Consider the following 20,368-nt stretch of genomic DNA (forward strand, 5'->3'; position numbering starts at 1 on the left):
CTGTACTGGACGCGTGAAACGGTCAATCGGTTGCATTGGGACGCAAAGACAGTCTCGATTGGCTTCGATCCTGCGGGTTCGGACCGCTCCCGAAGAGTTCTACCCGAGCGTTCCTCCAGCCGTGTGCCCCCTACAGAGGGGTGTAGCCCCACGCATCGGATGCGCCGATGCTGATCTGGACCCGTGAATACGTCACCAAATGCAACTTGTCCTGGGGTTATGTCCTGATCGCATGGAATTCCGCAGTGTTGCCACCAGCTGAGTCGCGGCGTGATCTCCTGTTGCGAACAGTGAAACCTGAAGGGAGGCAGGCATGTCGGAGGATGGATCGACCCTGGCACGGCGTCAGTTGGGGAAGTATCTGCGCAATGGGAGGCAGGAACGCGGACTTTCGCTCCACGAGGCGGCCAGGCTGATTCAGCGCAGTGGCAGCACGCTCCACCGCATGGAGAAGGGGCAGGTGGCCGAACTGCGCGAGATCGATATCGACGCGCTGTGCACGATCTACGAGTTCGATGCCGACCACACGGCAGCAATGAAAGCGCTTGCGGTACAAGGTAACGAGCTGGGCTGGTGGTATGAGTACGCCGACCTGCTGCCGAAGAACTTCGACTTCTATGTCGGTCTCGAGGCATCGGCACAACGCCTGACGACCTACGAGCCCGAACTCGTACCAGGGTTATTGCAGACGCCAGCGTACGCAAGCGTGCTCATCCGTTCGGTCTACCCTGACGACGATGCCGAAGAGCACGCACGCAGGGTGAGGTTGCGAATGCGAAGGCAAGCCAGAATCACCCGCAAGTACCTTCCGGCATCGCTCGACGTAATCCTTCGAGAGTCGGTCCTACGGGGAATCGTTGGCGGGTCGAATGTCATGGCGACCCAGATGAAGCATCTCGCCGACATGAGCACCCGTCCCAACGTGAATTTGCAGATCCTTCCGTTCAACGCTGGGTTCCCCGTTGGAGCCGCGGTTGGTCCGTTCGTCATCCTGGAGTTCGGCACTGATAGAGATGGACAGCCGATCGAGCCGCCCGTGGTCTACACCGAAAACTTCACGGGTGGCTTGTATCTTGCAAAATCAACCACGGTTCAGCGATACGATCATACGTACGAGAGTCTTCGGCGAAGCGCGATGGACGCCGCTGCCAGCCGGGCTCTGCTCAGGCAGATGGCGAAGGAGTATGCGTGAACAGCGATTTGGCCGGTGCCGACTGGTTCAAGAGTAGGCACAGCGGCGGAGCCGAAAACTGCGTTGAGGTCGCGTTCCTATCGAACACCCTTGTCGGCGTCCGCGATTCGAAGAACCCATCCGGCCCCGCACTCGTATTCACCCCAGCCGAATGGTCAGCCTTCACCACCGCGACAACCCGCGGCAACTTCGACCGCTGATCCCAGGGGCACCGCATAGCGAACCACTCGAACACGAAGTGGTTCAAGAGCAGTCACAGCGGTGCCCACTCGAACCGCATCGAAGCCGCCTTCCTCCCGAACACCCCTGTCGGCGTTCGCGATTCGAAGAACCCAACTGGCCCCGCACTCGTGTATCCACCCCAGCCGAATGGTCAGCCTTCACCGCTGCGACACTCGCGGCGAGTTCGACCACTGATCGCAGAGCGGCACCGATGACGAATCTCTCGAACGCGAACAGGTTCAAGAGCAGCCGCAGCGGTGCCAGCTCGAACTGCGTCGAACTCGCCTTCCTCCCGAACAACCATGTCGGCGTTCGCGATTCGAAAAACCCATCCGGCCCCACACTCGTGTTCACCCAACCGAATGGTCAGCCTTCACCGCCGCAACAACCCGCGGAGAGTCCAACCGCTGACAGTCTGCCAGTCTCGTGGCGAGCAAATCGTCTGCGCTGAGGCGTTGTCCTGCTTACTGTTCGACGGATATGGCGCTTCGCTACAAGTTGCAGCGGAATCCGACCAGGTGGCGCAGCCGAATAACCTCACCAGCATGGACTGCTATGGTGCCGGCTCCAGTCTGTCGTGCCCTGGACGAGGCACGAGCACCGATTCGGCGGTGAGTGCCCCGCGTTCGCGTACTTCGAGTGGCTTCCGATCGCCGCTCCATGAGACGACCTGTACCGGCTTGCCTTTGTCGACGAACAGGTAGTAGCCCTGCTCCGGCCCTTCCCGGTAACCCATTGTGGGGAGATGCTTCCAACACTGACCTGGCGTGTTCGCGTTCTTGTTGAGGTCGGCCTGTGTAGTGGATGCACGCACCTCCACCAACCGCTCCCAGCCATCAGCCCAACCGGCCGCACGGGTTATTTCGATCAGCGTGGCTCCGTTCGCTCCCTTTGCCACCTCGCGCAGCGCGGCATCGAAACGGCGGTTCGATCCAAGCGGCTCGGCTTGGGGAGAATTGAAATCGAATGTGCCAGTGCAGGTTTGATCGTCCGCTCGATCAACGGAGGAGGTGCAGGCGCTCAGCGCTGACACGGCAACGGAGACCAGCAGTACGCACTTCAGTTTAGTCATTGATCACTTCTTCCCTGGCAACGGAATCTCAACTCCGGCAGGCTGCCCGGTATCGCTCTCGCTCACGGTGTTGCTCCAGGTAATTGTCGGCCGACTCCGTATGCCGGTCGCCGGGTCGAGGGGGCTGCCAAGGACAATCGCTTGCCCGCTGTTGATGTGTTCAGTGACCTTCTGCGCCAGTTCTTCCGGAGTTGCATTCGAGTTCGCCGCGCCGATCTTTCGGCCCTGTTCGTTGTTGTAGAGATCCATAGCCTCGCGATGCGGTGGGTTCCCGCCGATCTTTTCATGGCTCGTGGTGTAGGTCTGGGTCCAATCTTCGCCGAACTTCTGCGTCATCAACGCATTCCAGTACGTGTGCCGGAATGCGTCACCGTGCCCGTCCAGGTAAGAGGTCGGATACCGTTTCTTGGCTTCGTCCTCCGCGAGCGAGGTGATATCGAAGAAGTCCTTCAGACCAGGGATTCCCTTCTTGGAGTAGAGGTTGTCGAGAGCCCTGGACTCCTCCTCGGTCATCAGAGTGGCCTTGAAATCCGGGATCGCCATCCGGATGATGTCAAGCAGTGCGCCATCCGACGGCCAGATCACCGGTTTGGAACTCGACGTTTCGGTCTGGTAATCAGTGAGGATCTTTGCCAGGTTCGGATCGGACGGAGTACCAGACACGCCTTGCTTTACTGAATCGGCCAACTTCTCCAGCAGCCGCCCAAGATTTTCCGACCCGGTGAGATCGGCCTCCTGAATTCGAGTCAGCGCCTGACGGATTGCTTGAGTCAGCCGGAACTCCTCTAACTCCTTGTTGGCGACAGCGGTTGCGGGAGACCACCAATGCTCCTTCATCGTCTCCCAATTCGACTGGTGCGAAAGCACTTCGCCGTCTGGTTCGCAGAACAGATCCCAGTCCGAATCCTCGACCTCTTTTAGCCACCCTCGGATCTCTCCGACCTTCCCTGCGATGGTGTCACAGATGCCGTTGATCGACGTTGACATCTCCTCATAGACGTCAACGGTCCTGAAACCATCCTTCTTGTCCTGATCACCGCGCTCACGCACGCTATCGCCCGATTTGCCCTCGAAATATTCGTACGACTGCTCGATCTTGCGGCCCGCGTCAGCCATTTCCGAATCGATTTCACCCGACACGCGCTTCACAATCGATGCCACATCCCGGGCGGGACCGAGATTCCATTCCAGTACCTAAGGAACAGTGAGGGGATGATCCTCGTGAAATCCGCTCATCGCTCACCTGCCTGCCACAGGGGGGTTGCATTGGCTTGGTCCTGCTGCTCGAAGGCTGTGGCCTGTTGCTCGACCACGGCGGCGAGCTCTCGCATCCGGCCGACATGAAAGTCCACGACGCGGTCCAGCGCTTCGAGGGTCTCCTGGATGCGAACCCCTGTAGAAGAACCCGACAGCTTGTTCCGCGCGTCATCGCGACTGTCTTTCGCGACCGGCGCCTTACCAGCAACGGTGTCCGAGTGGACCCGCACATCAGCCGCCAACTTACGCATCCTCACCGGGTCGACCTCGAACACGGGATCACCAAACCTTCGATTCCACTTGCCGCGCCTCGCATGTCGCGTACGTCTGGCTCATCTACAGAATGTTCTCGCGGACCGCTGCCGCTAACTTCGCCGCGTCGGCGCATCCTGGCTGAGCTCTGTATAGATACGTTCGGCCTCAGCCTGAGCATTTCCATACGCGATCCGGTGCTGATCCGCGATCAGCAGTTCGAGCCGCCGAGCACCCGCTTCCAGCGCATACGGCTCGATGTACAGAGCCGTGATCGTGCCGCGCGCATCGGCTTCGACGTACACGCCACCGTCCGCCGATCGCGAGTTCCCGCGCACTTCGGAGACCGCGGCGTTCAATCGTTTGAGATGAGCTGCCCGACGCTCGGTGTACTCGTCCATTACTCCCCAAGCCCGATCGACACACGGATCTTCTACGACGTACAGCGGAACTCTATCGGCCACAAGTTCACAGCGGCAAACCCGTTGGGACTGGGTCGGCCTGCGTCGTCTGGTTCGTCTCGGGAGCTGTCCAGCTGGCGGACCGAACGCGCTGAAGTAAGGTGGTTGGCGGCGGGCGTGGCGGAAGGCTGCGCGGTCCTGACGCGAGGTTCCCGGAATGCGTCCGCTCGATTGACTCAGCATGGGTGGAGACACCGACAGCTGGCCCGCGGCTCAGTCAGCAACTCACGCCCCTAAGGCGCCCATACAGCAGTCGGCGACTCACACCACTCCGGTGTCGGCAACCGTGCTCAGCGACGACGCAACCCTGAAAGCACCAGCGCCGCAAGCGCACCCGCACCAAAGGCAGCGGCGCCGGTGCCCATCGAGACGCCAGGCGCACTCATACGGGGCTTGATCACGGCGGGGGCGGGTGGGGGGATTTCGGCTTCGATCTCGTTCTCCGATGCTGTTGCGGCCCAGGCGGTTGCGAACAGGATGATGCGATAGGTGGTGTAGCTGAACACCATCAGACCGATGATCGATCCGAATACCGCGCCGGCGGGGCTGTGCAGCACCGTCTGCAGGTAGAACGACGCGACGTATTTGAAGAGCTCGAAGATCACTGCGGCAATCGCCGCCGCTCGGGCGGCACTTCGCAAGGTGACCGGCTCGCGGGGCAGGCGCGCGATCATCCAGACGAACACTGCCCACGAGGCGAGGAAACCGAGCAGTATCGAAATGAGCACCAGGATCAGCCGCGCACCGGGCAACTCCGACAGGCGGAAAGTGATCAGCAGCCGCGCGCCGAGGGTGCTCGAGGCCAGGGTGGACAGACCGATCGAGACCACGAAGGCCAGGGCTAGCCCGATCAATGCACCGAGGTCGGAGAGCTTGCTGAGGAACCAATTGCCTTCCGGGGTCTTCTGCTCCCACTGTTCGGTCAGTGCCGCGCGCAGATTCGCCATCCAGCCGAGTCCGGTGTAGACACCGACGAGCAGACCGAGCGTGCCGACCGTGCCGCGCGATCGGACCGCCTGATCGATCAGATCATTGAGCTGGCCGCCGAGTGATCCCGGAATGTTCTCGATGATCTTGTTCCGCAGTTCGGTGAGCATTTCCGGGTCGCCCGACAGCACCGAGCCAGCGATCGCGAAGGCGACCATCAACATCGGAAACAGCGACAGCACAGTGAAGTACGTGATCCCGGCCGCGTAGTAATCACCGCGTTGCCGCTGATAGTTTCCGCCCGCGCGGATGAGGTGAGCCAGCCATGGCCGCGACTGGATCCGCCGTTCGAGCGCCGCCTTGATGTTGTCGATCACCTGCATCTGTCACGCCCCTTAAACAGAGACCGCGCGGTGATGGTCGACAAGCGGTCGCTAGCGGTATTCCCCGGTTAGCGAGCCAAAAACCCCACCCGGTCGTAAACCTGCGCCAGAGTGTTGCCGGCAATCTCCCGCGCCCGCTCGGCACCTGCGTCGAGGATGCGGTCGAGTTCGCCCTGATCTGCCAAATACTCTTCCACCTTCGCCCGCAGCGGGGTGACAAATTCGACCAGCGCGTCGGCGACGTCGGACTTCAGATCGCCGTAACCCTTACCGGCATAGTCGCGTTCCAGCGTGACGATCGGGGTGCCACTCAGCGAACTCAGGATCACCAGCAGATTGCTGACCCCCGCCTTGTTTTCCGGGTCGTAGCGGATTTCGCGCTCGGTATCGGTGACCGCGGAGCGAATCTTCTTGGCGGTGATCTTCGGATCATCGAGCAGGTTGATCAGACCGGCGTCGGTGGAGGCCGACTTGCTCATCTTCGACGTCGGATCCTGCAGGTCGTAGATCTTCGCGGTGCCCTTGACGATATGCGCCTCCGGCACTACGAACGTCTTCTTGAAGCGAGTATTGAAGCGCTGGGCCAGATTTCGGGTCAGCTCCAGATGCTGGCGCTGATCCTCGCCGACCGGCACCTGATGCGCACGGTAGAGCAGAATGTCCGCGGCCATCAGCACCGGATAGGTGAACAGTCCGACGCTGGCGTTCTCCGCGCCCTGTTTGACCGACTTGTCCTTGAACTGGGTCATCCGGCTGGCCTCGCCGAATCCGGTGATGCAGCTGAGCACCCAGGTCAGCTCGGCATGCTCGGGCACCTGGCTCTGCACGAAGAGCGTGGAGCGCTTGGGGTCGATGCCGAGCGCGAGCAACTGCGCGGCCGCCGCCTTGGTGCGCCTGCGCAGTTCCTTCGGATCCTGCGACACGGTGATCGCGTGCATATCCGGGATGAAGTAGAGGGCATCGTAGTCGTCCTGCATGGTCACCCAGTACTGCAGCGCGCCAAGGTAGTTGCCGAGATGGAAGGACGCGCTGGTGGGCTGGATCCCGGACAGCACCCGCTGTTTGCGTTCAGCGGCCGGGTTCGTCTGAGCAGGACTGGACATGTCCCGATCTTCGCATGCGGTGTTCGATCGGCGGCGTTCGCGGGTCCCTCCGTGGTTACGCTGCGCTACCGCCTCCGGGCCCGTCGCTCACGCCGCGGTCACGCGGAATTTCGCGCCGCCCAGTTGCGTGGGTCGACACCGGGCATGCTCGGGCGGCCGGTGCTGTGCAGTTCGCGTTCCCGCTTGGACAACAGCTTGTAGACCGGCGCGCTCGGACCGGCCAGCGTCGCGCGCAGCACCGGCGGAACCAGCGGCGGTGCGATATGCGCGGTGCGCACGCCTTGGGCGAGCGCGCGGAACGCGATTTGTTCGGGCAGCCCCCAGCGCATCCCGTACATATCGCGGATGCGCGGCGGCAGACTGCCCTGCACCAGCAGGTAGAACGCGTCGACGACCTGACGCATCGGCCCGCGCTGCGGATAGGGCACGCGCTGACCGGCCAGATACGAACCGACCAGCCGGGCCTCGTCGGTGAGGAACAGCTCGTCCGAGGCAAGGTAGTCGTCGAAGGATTTGCGGAACAGCGGGTAACTGCCGGGCGCTGCCTCGCGCGGCATGCCGAACAGCTCGCCCCAGCGGACGTAGTCCTGGTACAGGCCCTCGCGTTCGCCGCCGGTCAGCGGGCGGACCAGCAGATCGTGCATCACCTCGGCCGAGTCGAAGGCGAAGGCCATGGTCAGGTACATCAGGTGCGGGTCGAACGCGGAGTAACCGGTGCCCGCCGGATGGTGCGGTCCCGCCTCCTCGGGCAGTGCGCCGACGACCTTCGCGTGCTTCTTGGCGGTGAAGGCGAGCGCGCGATCCGCCTCGTCCTTGCTGCCGAGGAAGACGGCCTCGAAGAGCTTGCCGGTCAACGCGAGTCGCGAGTACGGGGTCATCCGATGCTCGGTGTTCTCGGCGGTCCCGACGTACAGCAGCGGATTGACCGCGCCGATCACCAGGGCGCGCTGGCCATAGGTGAGACCCACCGCGCGCTTGCTCATGACCCGTCGAGCCATCGAATTATCGGCGAAGTAGCCGGGCTTGGACATCGCTGCCTCCTCGTTGAGCGCATCGTCGGACGCATCGGGCTTCGGCGATCCGGATCACCCGTCATCCCGGCGCGCCGGGATCCACAGCATCTGGCAATAGAATCTCCCAGAATCCAGAATCTGGCAATAGCCTCCACCAGATTGTGTCCGGCCCGGATCCGGCCGCGACCGAACTGGACCGCGATCCGGTCGGCCGCAACCGAACTGGACCGCGATCCGGTCGGCCGCAACCACACCCGTGCCAGAATCGCGATATGACTGCATCGCGAAGCGGTTCCGTGCGGGGTGGTGGTCGAGCGACGGGCGGACCGGCATCGCGTAGCGATTCGACGGGCGTTGGTGACCGGACCACAAGTAAGTCGGCATCGCCCAGCGACTCGGCGAGCAGCAGCGATCGCAGGGCGAGTGGGCCAACACCGCCCAGCGACTCCACAGCGGGTGGTGGCCGGAGGACGAGTAGGCCAGATTCGCCAGGCGACTCGGCGAGCAGCAGCGATCGCAGAGCTAGTAGGCAAGCATCGCCTAGCGACTCCACGGAAGGTGGCGGCCGGACGACAAGCGGACCGGGGAAACGGACCTACGGCGGCGTCTCCGCCGACGAGCGCCGCGCCCAGCGACGCGCGGCGCTGCTCGATGCCGCGCTGGAGATCATCGGCACCCAGGGCATCACCAAGCTCACCGTCTCCGGGTTATGCGCGCAGGCCGGACTGAACGAGCGCTACTACTACGAAAGCTTCGACAGCCGCGATGCGGTGCTCGCCGCGCTCATCGATCGGATCGCGGAGGAACTGGCCGGGACGATCATCGGTGCGCTGCAAACCGCACCTTCCGACACTCGCGCCAAGGCGCATGCCGCTATCTCGGCGGGCATTCATCTGCTCACCGACGATCCGCGCAAGGCGCGTGTCGCGCTGGTCGCGGGCATGGCGACGCCGGAGCTGCGCGCCCGCACGAATCAGACGGTGCGGGTTTTCGCCCGCATCGTCGCCGCCGAGGGCATCGACTTCTACCGCATCACCGACCCGAACCCAGAGCCCACCATCGACTTTCGCGCCACCTACCTGGTCGGCGGCCTGGTCCAAACCCTCACCGCCTGGCTGCACGACGACCTCCCGCTCACCCGCGACGAACTGATCGACCACACCACCGATGTGTTCGTCCTCCTCGGCGAGGACCTCGCCCGCCGCCTCACCTGAGCCACCGGCATCACACCGAATGGTTGTTCCTCGAGAGCCTGACAGCCACCATTCGACTGTCCTCGGCGTTACGGGCTCAGGCGGACGATGTCTGGGTCGGTTGGTTCGCCTTGGAGTACGACACGGAAGGCCAGGCCCTTTGTGGACCAGTAGTCGGCGGCCTCGCGCATGGCTTCGGTGAACCACGTGCGTTCTTCCAGTTCATCGATCAGCAGATCGGCCGAATCGCGGATCACGGCAACATATCCGGCGGCGGGGCCGACGAAATCATCGAGATCGCGCAGGCATTCGTCGAAGGCGTCCTTGTTCGCGCCGAAGTAGTACGGAAATTGGAACGCGGCCGCGAATTCGTCGAAAACGCGTGCGGTGGTACGCATTTTGACCCCGCGCAGTTCGCGCACCGCGTAGTCGACGGGTGCGTCGTAGCGCACGCCGCTCAGTGTCGGGGCGTCCACGGGGAGGGCACCGACCACGGCGGTCGGCGCCGAAGGCGGCGCGTCGGTGGGCCGCCGGGCCTCGGGACGGGCAAGGAACTGCGATAACGGAACTGTCATCAGCGCATCCTCGTGAAGGTTTCGTAGTGGTCACCGGTGTACCAGGCGGAGCCGTCGCTGCCGGTGACGATGCGTTCGGCGTCGCGGGAACGGTTGGGCTGCTTCGGGTTCACATCCCATTCCTGGTAGGTGATGGCTTTGCCCGCCGAATCCTTGGCGGGCAGGGTGCCCCCGCGGTTCATCCAGCGCTCACCGCCCTTGGTGCCGGACGCGTTTGCCGAATCCGGCCAGCGGCCCGCGTCGATCTCGACAAGAGTCGCGTAGGCGCGGTCCGGTACGCCGGGGGCTCGAACGGTGGATGTGGTGGTCACATCCGGGCCGCGCGCCGGAACCGCCAAGCTCGCGCTGCGAGTTGTGGAGGTGACCGAGGCCGCGGTCGGCTTGCTGTCCCCGCCGCCACGCGCGGCGAGCAGTGCGATCACCAGGGCCAGCAGGGTCACACCGAGCGCGGCGAAGGCGCGCACCCGCTTCGAGGAAATATTCATGCGATCCCGATCTCCAGCACTGCCATGTCGCGAATCATCTTTATCGGGAACTTTATCGGTATTGCACCGTGACCGGCGCGTGGTCGGACCAACGCTCGGCATAGGTGGCGGCGCGTTCGACCACGGCCTGCTTCGCCCGGCCTGCCACCTCGCCGCGGGCCAGGTGGTAGTCGATGCGCCAGCCCGCGTCGTTGTCGTAGGCGCGGCCGCGGTATGACCACCAGCTGTACGGGCCCGCGACACCGGGATGCAGGTTGCGCACCACGTCCACATATCCGGCGGCGAGCATGCCATCGATCCAGGCCCGCTCCTGCGGCAGGAACCCGGAGTTCTTCAGGTTGCCCTTCCAGTTCTTGATATCGAGTTCGGTGTGCGCGACATTCCAGTCGCCACAGATCACGAAATCGCTGGTCTGCGCCCGCATATGAGCGCCGATCTCATCGAGGAAGCGGTACTTCTCGTCCTGCATCGGCGTATCCGCCTCACCGGTGTGCACATACACGCTGGCCACGGTCAATTCATCGAATTCGGCCTCGACATAGCGTCCGGTACCGGCGAATTCGGCGCTGGGATGCCAGGTTCCGTCGTGCCAGCGCCCCAGCCCGATGCGCACGGCCCGGGGTTCGCGACGGGACAGAATGCCGACCCCGGCCCGCCCCTTCGCACCCGGCTCGGCATGCGTCAGATACCAGCCCGCCTCCAGTGCGGGCGCGAGCGCGGCGCGGGTCTGCTCATCGGTTGCCCGAGTCTCCTGCAGGCAGATGATGTCGGCTTCGGTGACCGCCAGCCACTCGAGCATCCCCTTGCCCGTCTTGCCCGTCGCCGCCCGGACCCCGTTCACATTGATCGACGAGATGATGTAAGGCACCTGACGACCGTACAATGCTGGTCAGAAGAACTCCCCCGGGACATCGAAGTCCAGGAAGGGGTGATTGACGATGAAGTCAGGCACCACCAACTCCCCCGCCCCGATCAAAGCGCTGCATATCGGATCCGGTGATCCGGTCCTACTGCTGCACGGATTCATGCTTTCACCGCACTGTTGGGAACAGGTTGCGCTGCGACTTTCCGCGCATTGCGAGGTGTTCGCCCCCGCCTTCGCGGGCCACTGGGGTGGCGAACCGATCGACGGCTGGTCCACTGATGTCCATGCCCTCGCCGACCGGATCGAGGATCAACTCGACGAACTCGGCTGGCGTACCTGCCATATCGCGGGCAATTCGCTCGGCGCCTGGGTCGGCTTCGAACTGGCCCGGCGCGGCCGGGCCCGCACCCTGACCGCGATCGCACCGGCGGGCGGTTGGCAGTCGCCCTCGCTCATCCAGTTCCGCGTCGGCGCGAAATTCCTGTCATTGGTGCCGATCGTCGAGGTGGGTAAGCGGCTCGGCGGATTCGCGATCAACAACCCGATCGCGCAACGCTTCGCACTCCTGCTGCTCAGCAAGAACGCCGCCGCGGTCGCGCGCCGCGATATCGCCGCCGTGATCACCGCCGCACTGCACTGCGATGCCATGATTCCGTTGATCCTGGGCACCGTGCGCGCTCCCGCGCTGGAAGACCTGTCCAACCTCCCGACCCCGGTGCGCCTGCTGATGGCCGAATACGACCGGATCATCCCCAACCGCGTGTACGCCCGCCGCTTCCTGCAGGAACTGCCCGACTCCGCCGACCGCATCCTCGTCAACGGTGTCGGGCACGTCCCCATGCTCGAAGCTCCGGACCGCATCGCGACCCTGATAGCCGAACACATCTACGCCAGCCGCACACACTTGCGCGCGGTCTGACCGGCACTACTGGGCGAGCAGGCCCTTGGCTATGTGGGTGACCTGGATTTCATTGCTGCCCGCGTAGATCATCAGGGACTTCGCGTCACGGGCGAGTTGTTCCACCCGGTACTCGGTCATGTAACCGTTGCCGCCGAAGAGCTGGACCGCGTCCATGGCCACCTCGGTGGCGGCCTCGGAGGCGTAGAGCTTCATGGCCGAGGCCTCGGCGAGGGTCGGCGGCTTGCCCGCCTTGCCGCGCTCGAGAGTGTTGAAGACCATGTTCTGCACATTGATCCGGGCGATCTCCATCTTGGCCAGCTTGAGCTGCACCAGCTGGAACCGGCCGATCTCCTGGCCCCACAGCTTGCGGCTCTTGGCGTAGTCCAGGCACAGCCGGTGACATTCGTTGATGATGCCGAGCGCCATGAAACCGACACCGATACGTTCGGCGGTGAAGCTGGAACGAGCACTTTCCCGGCCATCGCCGCCCTTGTGCTCCTCGGTCTCGCCGAGCAGCCGATCGCGCCCCAGGCGCACATTGCCGAAGAACAGTTCGCCGGTCGGCGAGGCGTGCAGGCCCATCTTCTTGAACGGCTTGCCCTGGGTGAGACCCTCCATCCCGCTGTCCAGGACGAAGGTGAGCACCTTGCGCTCGCGCTTATCGCCGCCGTCGCCCTCGTCGAGCTTCGCGTAGACGACCATCACATCGGCGTAGGGGCCATTGGTGATGAAAGTCTTCTGGCCGTTGAGGATATAGTCCTCGCCGTCGCGCCTGACGTAGGTCTTCATACCGCCGAACGCGTCCGAACCCGAGTCCGGCTCGGTAATCGCCCATGCCGCAACCTTTTTCATGGTCACGATGTCGGCGAGCCAGCGCTCCCGCTGGGCCAGGGTGCCCCGCGACATGATGGTGGTCGCGCCGAGGCCGATGGACACGCCCATCGCGGTCACCAAACCCATACAGACCCCCGACAATTCGGCGATCAGCACGGCCATCAGCGACTCCTGGCCACTGAACGGGCCACCGCCGGAAGCCTTTTCCTTCTTCTCCGGCTTCGGCTCCCCGGCCGCGACGGCCGCCGCACGAGCCTTCTGCTCGGCGAGCATCTTCTGGATCGCCTCGCCGCCCATCGCGTCGATTCCGAACTCGCTGAACAGCTTCCGGATGATCGGGTACGGCGTCATCTCGCCGCTGTCGAGTGCGTCGAGGTGCGGACGGATCTCCTTGTCGATGAACGTCCGCACGGCGTCGCGGATCATCACATCGGTTTCGGACCATTCGAACATCTTTGTTCTCCTAACTCATGGAAGCCGAGCGGCGATGTCGTCGATGAGCCAGGGACCCTCGGCCTCGATCGTCTTCACGTCGTGCCAACCGGCGAGTTCGGAGATGGCACCGCCCTGTACCGCGAACACCTTGCCGGTGATCGCGCACTTATCGGAAGCCAAGTATGCGACCAACGGGGAGATATTGGCCGGACTGAAGGCATCGAAACCGCCCTCTTCCTCGGCCGCCTCGGCCTCGGCGGCCATCATCTCGCCCATGCCTGGAGTGGCCAGCGTGAGGCGGGTACGCGCGATCGGCGCGATGGCATTGACCCGCACGCCGTAGCGCGCCAGCTCGTCGGCCGCGACCAGTGTCAGCGCCGCGATCCCCGCCTTGGCGGCGCCGTAGTTGCCCTGACCGGCATTGGGCACCGTGACACCCGATGCCGATGCGGTGTTGACGACCGCCGCATTGGGCTGGTTGCCCGCCTTGCTCTGGTCCTTCCAGAACGCCGCGGCGTGATGCAGCACGGCCGCGTGGCCCTTCAGGTGTACGGCGACGACCGCGTCCCACTGCGCCTCGTCCATGCCCGCGAGGAAGGCGTCGCGCAGAATGCCCGCGTTGTTGATCACGATATCCAGGCCGCCGAACTCCAACACCGCCTGATCGACGAGCTTCTTCGCACCGTCCCAGCTCGCGATGTTCTCGGTGTTCGCGACGGCCTTGCCGCCGGCCGCGACGATCTCATCGGCGACCTCCTGCGCGGGACCGACATCGGTCCCCTCGCCGGAGTTGCTGCCGCCCAGGTCATTGACGACGATGTTGGCGCCCTCGCGAGCGAACAGCAGCGCGTGCTCGCGGCCGATACCACGGCCCGCGCCGGTGATAACGGCGACTTTTCCTTCCAGTGCACCCATGTGCGTCGACTCCTGTCCTCTGCCCCGGCATACCGTGGCGAAATGAATGTCGCGGCGCTCGCCGGGACATGTGGCTAATCGGCGATCTCCGCGAGGCCGTCGCTCAGTACGACGTCCTCACCACGGACCGTTTCGAAGGCGAAGGTGGTGACGCCGTCGGCCGAGCCGACCTTCCAGATCCGGGTCTCCAGGTCGTCACCGGGAAAGACCATCTTGGCGAATCGAACGGCAAATCGCTTCAGCCGGTTGACATCCGAGCCCGCCACCTCGGTCAGCACGGCCCACGAGGCGAAGGCCATGGTGCACAGACCGTGCGCGACGATGCCGGGCAGACCGGCGTCCTTGGCTACCTGCTCGTCCAGATGCAGCGGCACCGGGTCACCGGAAGCGGGCGAATAGCGGTAGGTCTGATCGAGATCGACATGCTGCGCCACGACCGCGACCGGATCCTGTGCCCGCAGGTTCTCGTCGAACTTGTGCGCCGGGGCCGCCAGCCCCTCCGACTTGCCCGCGTCGATATTGCGGAAGAAGGCGGTCAGGTACTGCTCGTTGACCAAATCCCCTTCCTCGGTCCGGCATTCGATGAGGATGGTGATGGTGGTGCCATTGGCACGACTGGTGTAGCCGATGGCCTTGGCCCGCGAGACCAGCTTGTCCCCCGGCTGGATCGCGCGGTGGAAATGGAAGTCCTGCTCTCCGTGCACGACCCGGCCGAAGATATCCATCGGCACCACGTCGATCACCGGCATCATCATGGCCTCGAAAACCGGGACGATGCCGAAGATCGGCGCGGCGACCGCGCCCGTCAGATGTGCCTCGATCGGGTCGTTGGTGGCCGCCGCGTACTCGGCGAGCCGCTCCCCGGTGACCTCGAAACGCTCTTCGTCACACCAGATTTCCAGACCGGCGTCGTCGAACTCCACCGGCCGGGCCGCAGTGGTCTCCGCTGTCATCGCACTCTCCTTGGGTGGCGGAATCAGGCCGCCGCGACGGCGAGCGCGTCGAGCTGCTCCAGCGATTTGTCGAGTTGCGCGAGACCGTCCTTTTCGACCGCCTTGCCCAACGCGCCCTTGATCAGCGCGCCCTCGAAGTCACCAGTCACCGATACGGTGGAGCCGCCGCCGTCGTTGGGCTGGATATCGAAGGTGAATTCCGTCTTCACACCGGCCATTCCGGTGCCGCCGAGGGTCAGCTTGTTCGGCTGTGCGACAGCCACGACCGACCACTCCAGCTTGTTGGCCATGCCGAGCATCACGATCTTCGCGACCAGCTTCGCGCCGGGGGTCAGCACGGTGGGCGGCTCCTCGATGAAGCGCTCGTGGATGGTGAACCATTTGTCCCAGGTCTGCGGGTCGGAGACGACGGCCCACAGGGCCTCGGGGGTGGCATTGACGTCCTTGGTGGCTTCGATGTGGCCCATGGTTCGACTCCTCGTCGAGTGTTGTTGTGGCAGTTGGAAGGTCAGCGCGGGATCGGATCGACGCTCAGCGATCGGCACGCTGGTAGGCCGTCACCACGGCGGCGCCGCCAAGCCCGATGTTGTGCTGCAGTGCGGCGGTGACGTTGTCGACCTGACGCTTTTCGGCGGTTCCGCGCAGCTGCCAGGTGAGTTCGGAGCACTGCGCCAAACCTGTTGCGCCCAAGGGATGCCCCTTGGAGATCAGTCCACCGGAGGGATTCACCACCCACTTGCCGCCATAGGTGGTCTGGTTGTCGTCGATGAGCTTTCCGGCCTCACCCTCGTCGCAGAGTCCGAGGGCCTCGTAGAGCAGCAGTTCGTTGGCGGAGAAGCAGTCGTGCAGCTCGATGACCTGGAAATCCTCCGCGCCGAGCCCGGCCTGCTCGTAAACCTTCCGCGCGGCTTGGACATTCATGTCGTAGCCGATGAGGTTCTTGGCGGTGTTGTCGAAGGTGGAGGCGAAGTCAGTGGTCATCGCCTGACCGACGATCTCCACCGCCTGGGCGGCGAGGTCGTGCGAGTTCACGAATTCCTCGCTGGCCAGCACGACCGCGCCCGAACCGTCCGAGGTCGGCGAACACTGCAGCTTGGTGAGCGGGTCGTAGATCATCCGCGAGGCCAGGATGTCATCTAGCGAATACGCGTCCTGGAACTGCGAATACGGGTTGTTCACCGAATGCTTGTGGTTCTTGTAGCCGATCTTCGCGAAATGCTCCGCGGTGGTGCCGTACTGCTTCATATGCTCGCGCCCCGCCGCGCCGAACATCCACGGCGCCACCGGGAAAAGCACCTCGGAGATCTCCGCGAGCGCCATGACATGCTTGGCCATCGGCTGTTCGCGATCGTCCCAGGTGGAACCGAGCGAGCCCGGCTGCATCTTCTCGAAGCCCAGCGCCAGCGCGCAATCGGCGAGGCCGCCCCGAATCGCCTGTGCCGCAAGGAAAAGCGCGGTGGATCCGGTCGAACAGTTGTTATTGACATTGACCACCGGAATGCCGGTCATACCCAGTTCGTAGACCGCGCGCTGTCCGGAGGTGGACTCGCCGTAGACATAACCGACGTAGGCCTGCTCGACTTCGCGATAGTCGATCCCGGCATCGGCGAGTGCCTTCGTACCCGATTCCCGCGCCATGTCCGGGTAGTCCCAAGCGCTGCCGTCTTCGTTCTTACGGCGGCCCGGCTTCTCGAACTTCGTCATGCCGACGCCAACGACGTAGACCTTGTTCGCCATCGAACTCCTCACGTAGTACCTGACCCGGTGCGGCCCAAGTCGGCGGCCCGCAGTGGCCGATCCCGACCGGATCGAACAGAAACAAACATACAGATCTGTATGTAAGCCAGGCAAGCATTCGCGGTGATCCAACCCGACAAAGGAGAGAACTCCCAGCTCAGCGCGCTCAGGAGCAACATGCCGCACGTAGCGAACATTGCGCCATCCGCCAAGGGGCAAGTCGACGCGCGGGGGCATTGCCCGGCGCGCGCACCACTGAGACGTCGGCAGGCGGCGGGCCGAAAAGCCCTATGCCGTCAGCTATTCAGCGGGGCGCAGCAGCGGTCGCGCAACCAGCGCGGCGGTGGCGATCTCCCGCAGATGCACCGAGGCCCGCCGCCAACGCCGGTGCGCCCGTTCGGAATCCGGATCGATGAAATTGGAGACCAGGATTCCGCGCAGTGCGTCCATCGCGGTGTAGACGAAATCGCGGGCTTCCTTGCGCCGCATCTCATCCGGGACGAATCGGGCGACCGCCATCAGCACGGCATTGTTGACGAACGGCTCGACCTTCTCCATGGCCGAGGCGAGCACCGGATCGGTCCGGCCCGCCACCCACAGCTCGGCGGTGGCGATGAACAGTGGCCCCTGATGTAGCTCCCAGAGAAAGTCCAGCGCCGCCCCGACGGGATCGCCACCACCCTGGACCCTGGACATCTCGCGCATCGCGGTCTCCGCGCGCAGCTGCGCCAGATGGCTGATCGCCGCGACCACCAGATCGGTTTTGGACCCGAAGTGGTGCACCTGGGCCCCGCGGGTCACCCCCGCCCGCTCGGCGACCCGCGGCGTGGTCGTCCCCGCATACCCGTATTCGACCAGGCAGTCGATGGTGGCATCGAGCAGCCGCGTACGCATCTCACTACTGCGCTGCTCTTGTGTGCGGCGCTGCTGCTTGGGCGCTTCGGACCTGGTCATTCGGCGATTCTACACTTACATACAGATCTGCATGTTCATCTGCGGGTGCGTGGCTCGCGTGCACGGCCCGCCGCAGCAACGCGGCGGGCCAGCGCGGATCAGGCTCGGCCGACGTAGGCGAGCAGCCCACGGTGTGCGGGGGCGTCGGCGGGCACCTCGACCTCGGGCCCGAACATCCCTGGTACGCGGAATTTTTCGAGGCCCATCTCTCGCATTATCGCCAGCATCTCCGCGCACAGCTGCTCGTCGACCAGGCCCTGCTGTTCGGTGGCGACCGCTAGATCGACACCGTGCACAACGAGTTCGGTCAGGTGGATCACCGCCGCCATCGGCCCGGGCACCTCGCCGAAGCCGAGACGCACCGTCTGCTCGAGTGCGTCGGGGCGATGCCAGGCCGCGCGGTCGAGCACGGCCGCATCGGCGTAGGCGCCCCGCGGGTCGGTGCCGAGCCAGTCGTCGTGGTGATCGCGAACCGGGGTCAGGCCCTGTAGTTGGGCGGCAAAGATATTCATGCCCCCTACCAGGTGATTGAGCAACTCACGCAGATCCCATTCGCGGCACGGCGTCGGTGCGCTCATCTGTTCTGCGGCAATACCTTTGACGATCCCGCCGGTCATATCGATGGCGCGGTCGATGCGGTTGATCATGTCGATCTCCGGGAAAGTCTCGATCAGCTGGGAAGGGTCACGCTTGGTCGAAGGTGTCGTCGAGCCAGTCGTAGATGCGAGCGAGTGCGAGACGCTGTGCGCCGGACTGGCAGTGGGCATCGGCCCCCTCTTCGACGGTGAACTCGAGCAGTGTCTTCGGGCAGGTCAGATGCGCGAAGAGGCGTTCGGGCTGGCCCTTGAAGAAACCGTCCTCGGCACCCGCGCACACCAATGTCGGGCAGGTGATCTTCTCGGCGATGCCGTCACGGACGTGGTAGTCGAGGTAGCTGGCAGCGAAGGCTCGCGGCGTGCTCACATCCATGGCATACATGCCGTGCGAAATCGCCCAGTGCGCAACGGGATTCGCCGCCATCGCAGCCTCGATCGCGGCATCGAGCTCAGGATCGGCGGCGGCGCGCAGCCGACGCTCGAGTTCCGCACGCTCGCCCGGCAGACCCGCGGTGGAGATATCGCCGAGGTCGTAGATGCCGTCGACGGCGATCAGCGCGGCGACCCGCTGGTCGAAGGCGGCGGCACGCGGCGCGAGAACACCGCCCATGCTGACCCCGAACAGCGCGATCCGGTCGGCATCCACCTCCGTTCGGGCGACGACATAGTCGAGCACAGGTCCGACCACGTTCTCCCAGTCCGGCCGGAAGGGCAGTCCCTGATGGTGCCTGGTGCCCGGCTGACCGGGACCATCGAAGCTGAGCACGTGGTAGCCGCGCTCGACGGCCGCGACCGCGCCGAAGAAGTGCATTTCCTCGACGGTGCCGTCGAATCCGTTGTGCATCACCACCGTTGGACGCGGCTCACCCGAATCGTCGGCTCGATAGAAGTAGCCGGGCAGGGCGGTGTCCTCGTACGGAATCAGCACCGGCTCGATCACCTGGTCCATGAGTTCGATTGCGGCGCGGAAGCATTCGACCGAGGCGTCGTAGGCGTGCCGGATGCGCGGGTCGGCGGCATTGCCGTGCAGGAAGAATTCCGCGGCGCGGTAGTAGTTCGATGCGCGCAGGTAGCCGTCGCGGGCGCTCACCCGATGCGCCGTCCGCGCCGCAGCCGCCACCCGATCGGCCATCGCCAGCCACTCGTCGTACCAGCTGTCGTAATCGCCGGGGACGATCCGCTGGGCGGTGACCGCGACCTCACCGAAATCGGCTCCGCCATAAGCGATGTGACCGAAGGTGCGCAGGGTCTCGTACCAGAACGAGGGGTTGTCGGGAAAGAAGATCGGTTCCATGTCAGCTCCTAAACGCAGTTCGCAGCAGCGTTAAGAACAACGATAACGGGTGCTTGCACACAAACGCAAGTCTCTACTGCGTTAAGGTGAGGTCATGGATGAACAAGCCCGCGCCCGCCGTCCCGGAGGCCGCAGCGCCCGAGTGCGCGCGGCGGTACATCAGGCGGTCACCGAACTGGTCGCCGAACGCGGCTACGGCAACTTCACCGTCGCCGATGTCGCGACGCGCGCCGGCGTCGCCGATACCAGCATCTACCGGCGCTGGGGCAATCTCGAGGCGCTGGCCATGGAGGTGACCGTCGATCGGCTCGGCACCGAATCGGCGATTCCGAATACCGGATCGCTCGAGAGCGATCTGCGCGCCTATGCCGCCAAGGCGGCGCGCGATGTCAGCGGGCCCGACGGTCTGGCGTTGCTGCGCACGATCCTCGCACTGCTCGACACCGGCGCGGCGGGCGAACAGACGCGCGATCGCTTCCTCACCGAACGAGCGGACCAGGTGCAGGCCATGCTGGATCGAGCAACCGCACGCGGCGAACAGGCACCCGACGTACTCGAGGTGGTCGACATCATCCTGGCCCCGCTCTACACCCGCACCCTGTTCGGCATCGGCCCGCTCACCGACGATTACGTCGATACGCTGGTCGACCGGCTATTACACACGGCAGCGGCGGCCGATAAGCGAAAGTGATCGAAAGCCAGTCGTTCCCGCCGTGCGGCTCTCGCGGGCTGAGGCGGTCTCCGATGCC

25 protein-coding genes are annotated in these 20,368 nt (G+C 64.3%); 7 read left to right on the forward strand and 18 right to left on the reverse strand.

Features of this window, described 5'->3' with window-relative positions:
* The first annotated feature begins 313 nt into the window (after positions 1–313).
* The 4 genes from ACQPYR_RS38630 to ACQPYR_RS38645 all read left to right on the forward strand — a co-directional run bounded on the left by ACQPYR_RS38630 (position 314) and on the right by ACQPYR_RS38645 (position 1,865).
* Positions 314–1,192, forward strand: coding sequence for a helix-turn-helix domain-containing protein (locus tag ACQPYR_RS38630; protein ID WP_433599591.1), 879 nt, complete (start codon positions 314–316; stop codon positions 1,190–1,192).
* Positions 1,189–1,392, forward strand: coding sequence for a DUF397 domain-containing protein (locus ACQPYR_RS38635; RefSeq protein WP_433624405.1), 204 nt, complete (start codon positions 1,189–1,191; stop codon positions 1,390–1,392). Before ACQPYR_RS38630 ends, ACQPYR_RS38635 begins: the two co-directional genes overlap by 4 nt.
* Before the next feature lie 78 nt (positions 1,393–1,470).
* On the forward strand, positions 1,471–1,629 hold the full coding sequence (locus tag ACQPYR_RS38640; RefSeq protein ID WP_433635359.1) for a DUF397 domain-containing protein: 159 nt from the start codon (positions 1,471–1,473) through the stop codon (positions 1,627–1,629).
* Positions 1,626–1,865, forward strand: coding sequence for a DUF397 domain-containing protein (locus tag ACQPYR_RS38645; protein WP_433624407.1), 240 nt, complete (start codon positions 1,626–1,628; stop codon positions 1,863–1,865). Before ACQPYR_RS38640 ends, ACQPYR_RS38645 begins: the two co-directional genes overlap by 4 nt.
* Positions 1,866–1,967: 102 nt before the next feature.
* Here ACQPYR_RS38645 and ACQPYR_RS38650 read toward each other — a convergent pair whose 3' ends face one another.
* From ACQPYR_RS38650 to ACQPYR_RS38680, 7 genes are all read right to left on the reverse strand, one after another.
* A complete protein-coding gene (locus ACQPYR_RS38650) occupies positions 1,968–2,486 on the reverse strand; it encodes a hypothetical protein (RefSeq protein WP_433624409.1) in 519 nt (172 codons plus the stop codon).
* 3 nt (positions 2,487–2,489) lie between these two features.
* Positions 2,490–3,626 (reverse strand): DUF6973 domain-containing protein, encoded by a 1,137-nt coding sequence (locus ACQPYR_RS38655; RefSeq protein ID WP_433624411.1) that lies wholly within the window; start codon positions 3,624–3,626, stop codon positions 2,490–2,492.
* 92 nt (positions 3,627–3,718) lie between these two features.
* Entirely contained in the window at positions 3,719–4,018 is a 300-nt protein-coding gene (locus ACQPYR_RS38660) for a hypothetical protein (RefSeq protein ID WP_433624413.1), read from the reverse strand.
* 90 nt (positions 4,019–4,108) lie between these two features.
* Positions 4,109–4,354 (reverse strand): hypothetical protein, encoded by a 246-nt coding sequence (locus ACQPYR_RS38665; protein WP_433624415.1) that lies wholly within the window; start codon positions 4,352–4,354, stop codon positions 4,109–4,111.
* Between the two features lie 392 nt (positions 4,355–4,746).
* Positions 4,747–5,766 (reverse strand): inner membrane protein YhjD, encoded by a 1,020-nt coding sequence (gene yhjD, locus ACQPYR_RS38670; RefSeq protein WP_433624417.1) that lies wholly within the window; start codon positions 5,764–5,766, stop codon positions 4,747–4,749.
* A 68-nt stretch (positions 5,767–5,834) separates the two neighbouring features.
* On the reverse strand, positions 5,835–6,869 hold the full coding sequence (gene trpS / locus ACQPYR_RS38675) for a tryptophan--tRNA ligase (RefSeq protein ID WP_063038920.1): 1,035 nt from the start codon (positions 6,867–6,869) through the stop codon (positions 5,835–5,837).
* Between the two features lie 98 nt (positions 6,870–6,967).
* Positions 6,968–7,900: an oxygenase MpaB family protein gene (locus tag ACQPYR_RS38680; RefSeq protein WP_433624419.1), complete on the reverse strand. Its 933-nt coding sequence runs from the start codon at positions 7,898–7,900 to the stop codon at positions 6,968–6,970.
* A gap of 254 nt (positions 7,901–8,154) precedes the next feature.
* On the opposite strand from ACQPYR_RS38680, the gene ACQPYR_RS38685 reads away from it, so the two are divergent.
* The gene (locus ACQPYR_RS38685) at positions 8,155–9,096 is read left to right on the forward strand and encodes a TetR/AcrR family transcriptional regulator (protein ID WP_433624421.1); all 942 of its coding nucleotides are present in this window, start codon (positions 8,155–8,157) and stop codon (positions 9,094–9,096) included.
* Positions 9,097–9,164: 68 nt separating this feature from the next.
* On the opposite strand, the gene ACQPYR_RS38690 is transcribed toward ACQPYR_RS38685, so the two are convergent.
* The 3 genes from ACQPYR_RS38690 to ACQPYR_RS38700 are packed head-to-tail and all read right to left on the reverse strand — an operon-like array spanning position 9,165 to position 11,003.
* Positions 9,165–9,650, reverse strand: a complete 486-nt coding sequence (locus ACQPYR_RS38690) for a barstar family protein (RefSeq protein WP_433624423.1) — start codon at positions 9,648–9,650, stop codon at positions 9,165–9,167.
* On the reverse strand, positions 9,650–10,135 hold the full coding sequence (locus tag ACQPYR_RS38695) for a ribonuclease domain-containing protein (protein ID WP_433624425.1): 486 nt from the start codon (positions 10,133–10,135) through the stop codon (positions 9,650–9,652). The genes ACQPYR_RS38690 and ACQPYR_RS38695 overlap by 1 nt, the downstream gene beginning before the upstream one ends.
* 52 nt (positions 10,136–10,187) lie before the next feature.
* Positions 10,188–11,003, reverse strand: coding sequence for an exodeoxyribonuclease III (locus ACQPYR_RS38700; protein ID WP_433624427.1), 816 nt, complete (start codon positions 11,001–11,003; stop codon positions 10,188–10,190).
* A 70-nt stretch (positions 11,004–11,073) separates the two neighbouring features.
* Between ACQPYR_RS38700 and ACQPYR_RS38705 the strand changes: the two genes are divergently transcribed.
* Positions 11,074–11,919, forward strand: coding sequence for an alpha/beta fold hydrolase (locus ACQPYR_RS38705; RefSeq protein ID WP_387293891.1), 846 nt, complete (start codon positions 11,074–11,076; stop codon positions 11,917–11,919).
* A 6-nt stretch (positions 11,920–11,925) separates the two neighbouring features.
* On the opposite strand, the gene ACQPYR_RS38710 is transcribed toward ACQPYR_RS38705, so the two are convergent.
* From ACQPYR_RS38710 to ACQPYR_RS38745, 8 genes are all read right to left on the reverse strand, one after another.
* On the reverse strand, positions 11,926–13,188 hold the full coding sequence (locus ACQPYR_RS38710) for an acyl-CoA dehydrogenase family protein (protein ID WP_433624429.1): 1,263 nt from the start codon (positions 13,186–13,188) through the stop codon (positions 11,926–11,928).
* A gap of 15 nt (positions 13,189–13,203) precedes the next feature.
* Complete coding sequence (locus tag ACQPYR_RS38715) at positions 13,204–14,085, reverse strand: SDR family oxidoreductase (protein WP_433624431.1); 882 nt, start codon at positions 14,083–14,085, stop codon at positions 13,204–13,206.
* A gap of 74 nt (positions 14,086–14,159) precedes the next feature.
* Entirely contained in the window at positions 14,160–15,038 is an 879-nt protein-coding gene (locus tag ACQPYR_RS38720) for a MaoC/PaaZ C-terminal domain-containing protein (protein ID WP_433624433.1), read from the reverse strand.
* Positions 15,039–15,061: 23 nt separating this feature from the next.
* Complete coding sequence (locus ACQPYR_RS38725; protein ID WP_433624435.1) at positions 15,062–15,505, reverse strand: type II toxin-antitoxin system Rv0910 family toxin; 444 nt, start codon at positions 15,503–15,505, stop codon at positions 15,062–15,064.
* Between the two features lie 64 nt (positions 15,506–15,569).
* Positions 15,570–16,775, reverse strand: a complete 1,206-nt coding sequence (locus ACQPYR_RS38730; RefSeq protein WP_433624437.1) for a lipid-transfer protein — start codon at positions 16,773–16,775, stop codon at positions 15,570–15,572.
* Between the two features lie 300 nt (positions 16,776–17,075).
* Positions 17,076–17,729, reverse strand: a complete 654-nt coding sequence (locus tag ACQPYR_RS38735) for a TetR/AcrR family transcriptional regulator (protein WP_397052882.1) — start codon at positions 17,727–17,729, stop codon at positions 17,076–17,078.
* A gap of 98 nt (positions 17,730–17,827) precedes the next feature.
* Positions 17,828–18,376 (reverse strand): TIGR03086 family metal-binding protein, encoded by a 549-nt coding sequence (locus ACQPYR_RS38740; RefSeq protein WP_433624439.1) that lies wholly within the window; start codon positions 18,374–18,376, stop codon positions 17,828–17,830.
* Positions 18,377–18,413: 37 nt separating this feature from the next.
* A complete protein-coding gene (locus ACQPYR_RS38745; protein WP_433624441.1) occupies positions 18,414–19,619 on the reverse strand; it encodes an alpha/beta hydrolase family protein in 1,206 nt (401 codons plus the stop codon).
* Between the two features lie 94 nt (positions 19,620–19,713).
* Between ACQPYR_RS38745 and ACQPYR_RS38750 the strand changes: the two genes are divergently transcribed.
* A complete protein-coding gene (locus tag ACQPYR_RS38750; protein WP_433624443.1) occupies positions 19,714–20,310 on the forward strand; it encodes a TetR/AcrR family transcriptional regulator in 597 nt (198 codons plus the stop codon).
* Positions 20,311–20,368: the final 58 nt, after the last annotated feature.

This window comes from Nocardia sp. CA-120079, from assembly GCF_050955745.1.
Lineage (GTDB): Bacteria > Actinomycetota > Actinomycetes > Mycobacteriales > Mycobacteriaceae > Nocardia.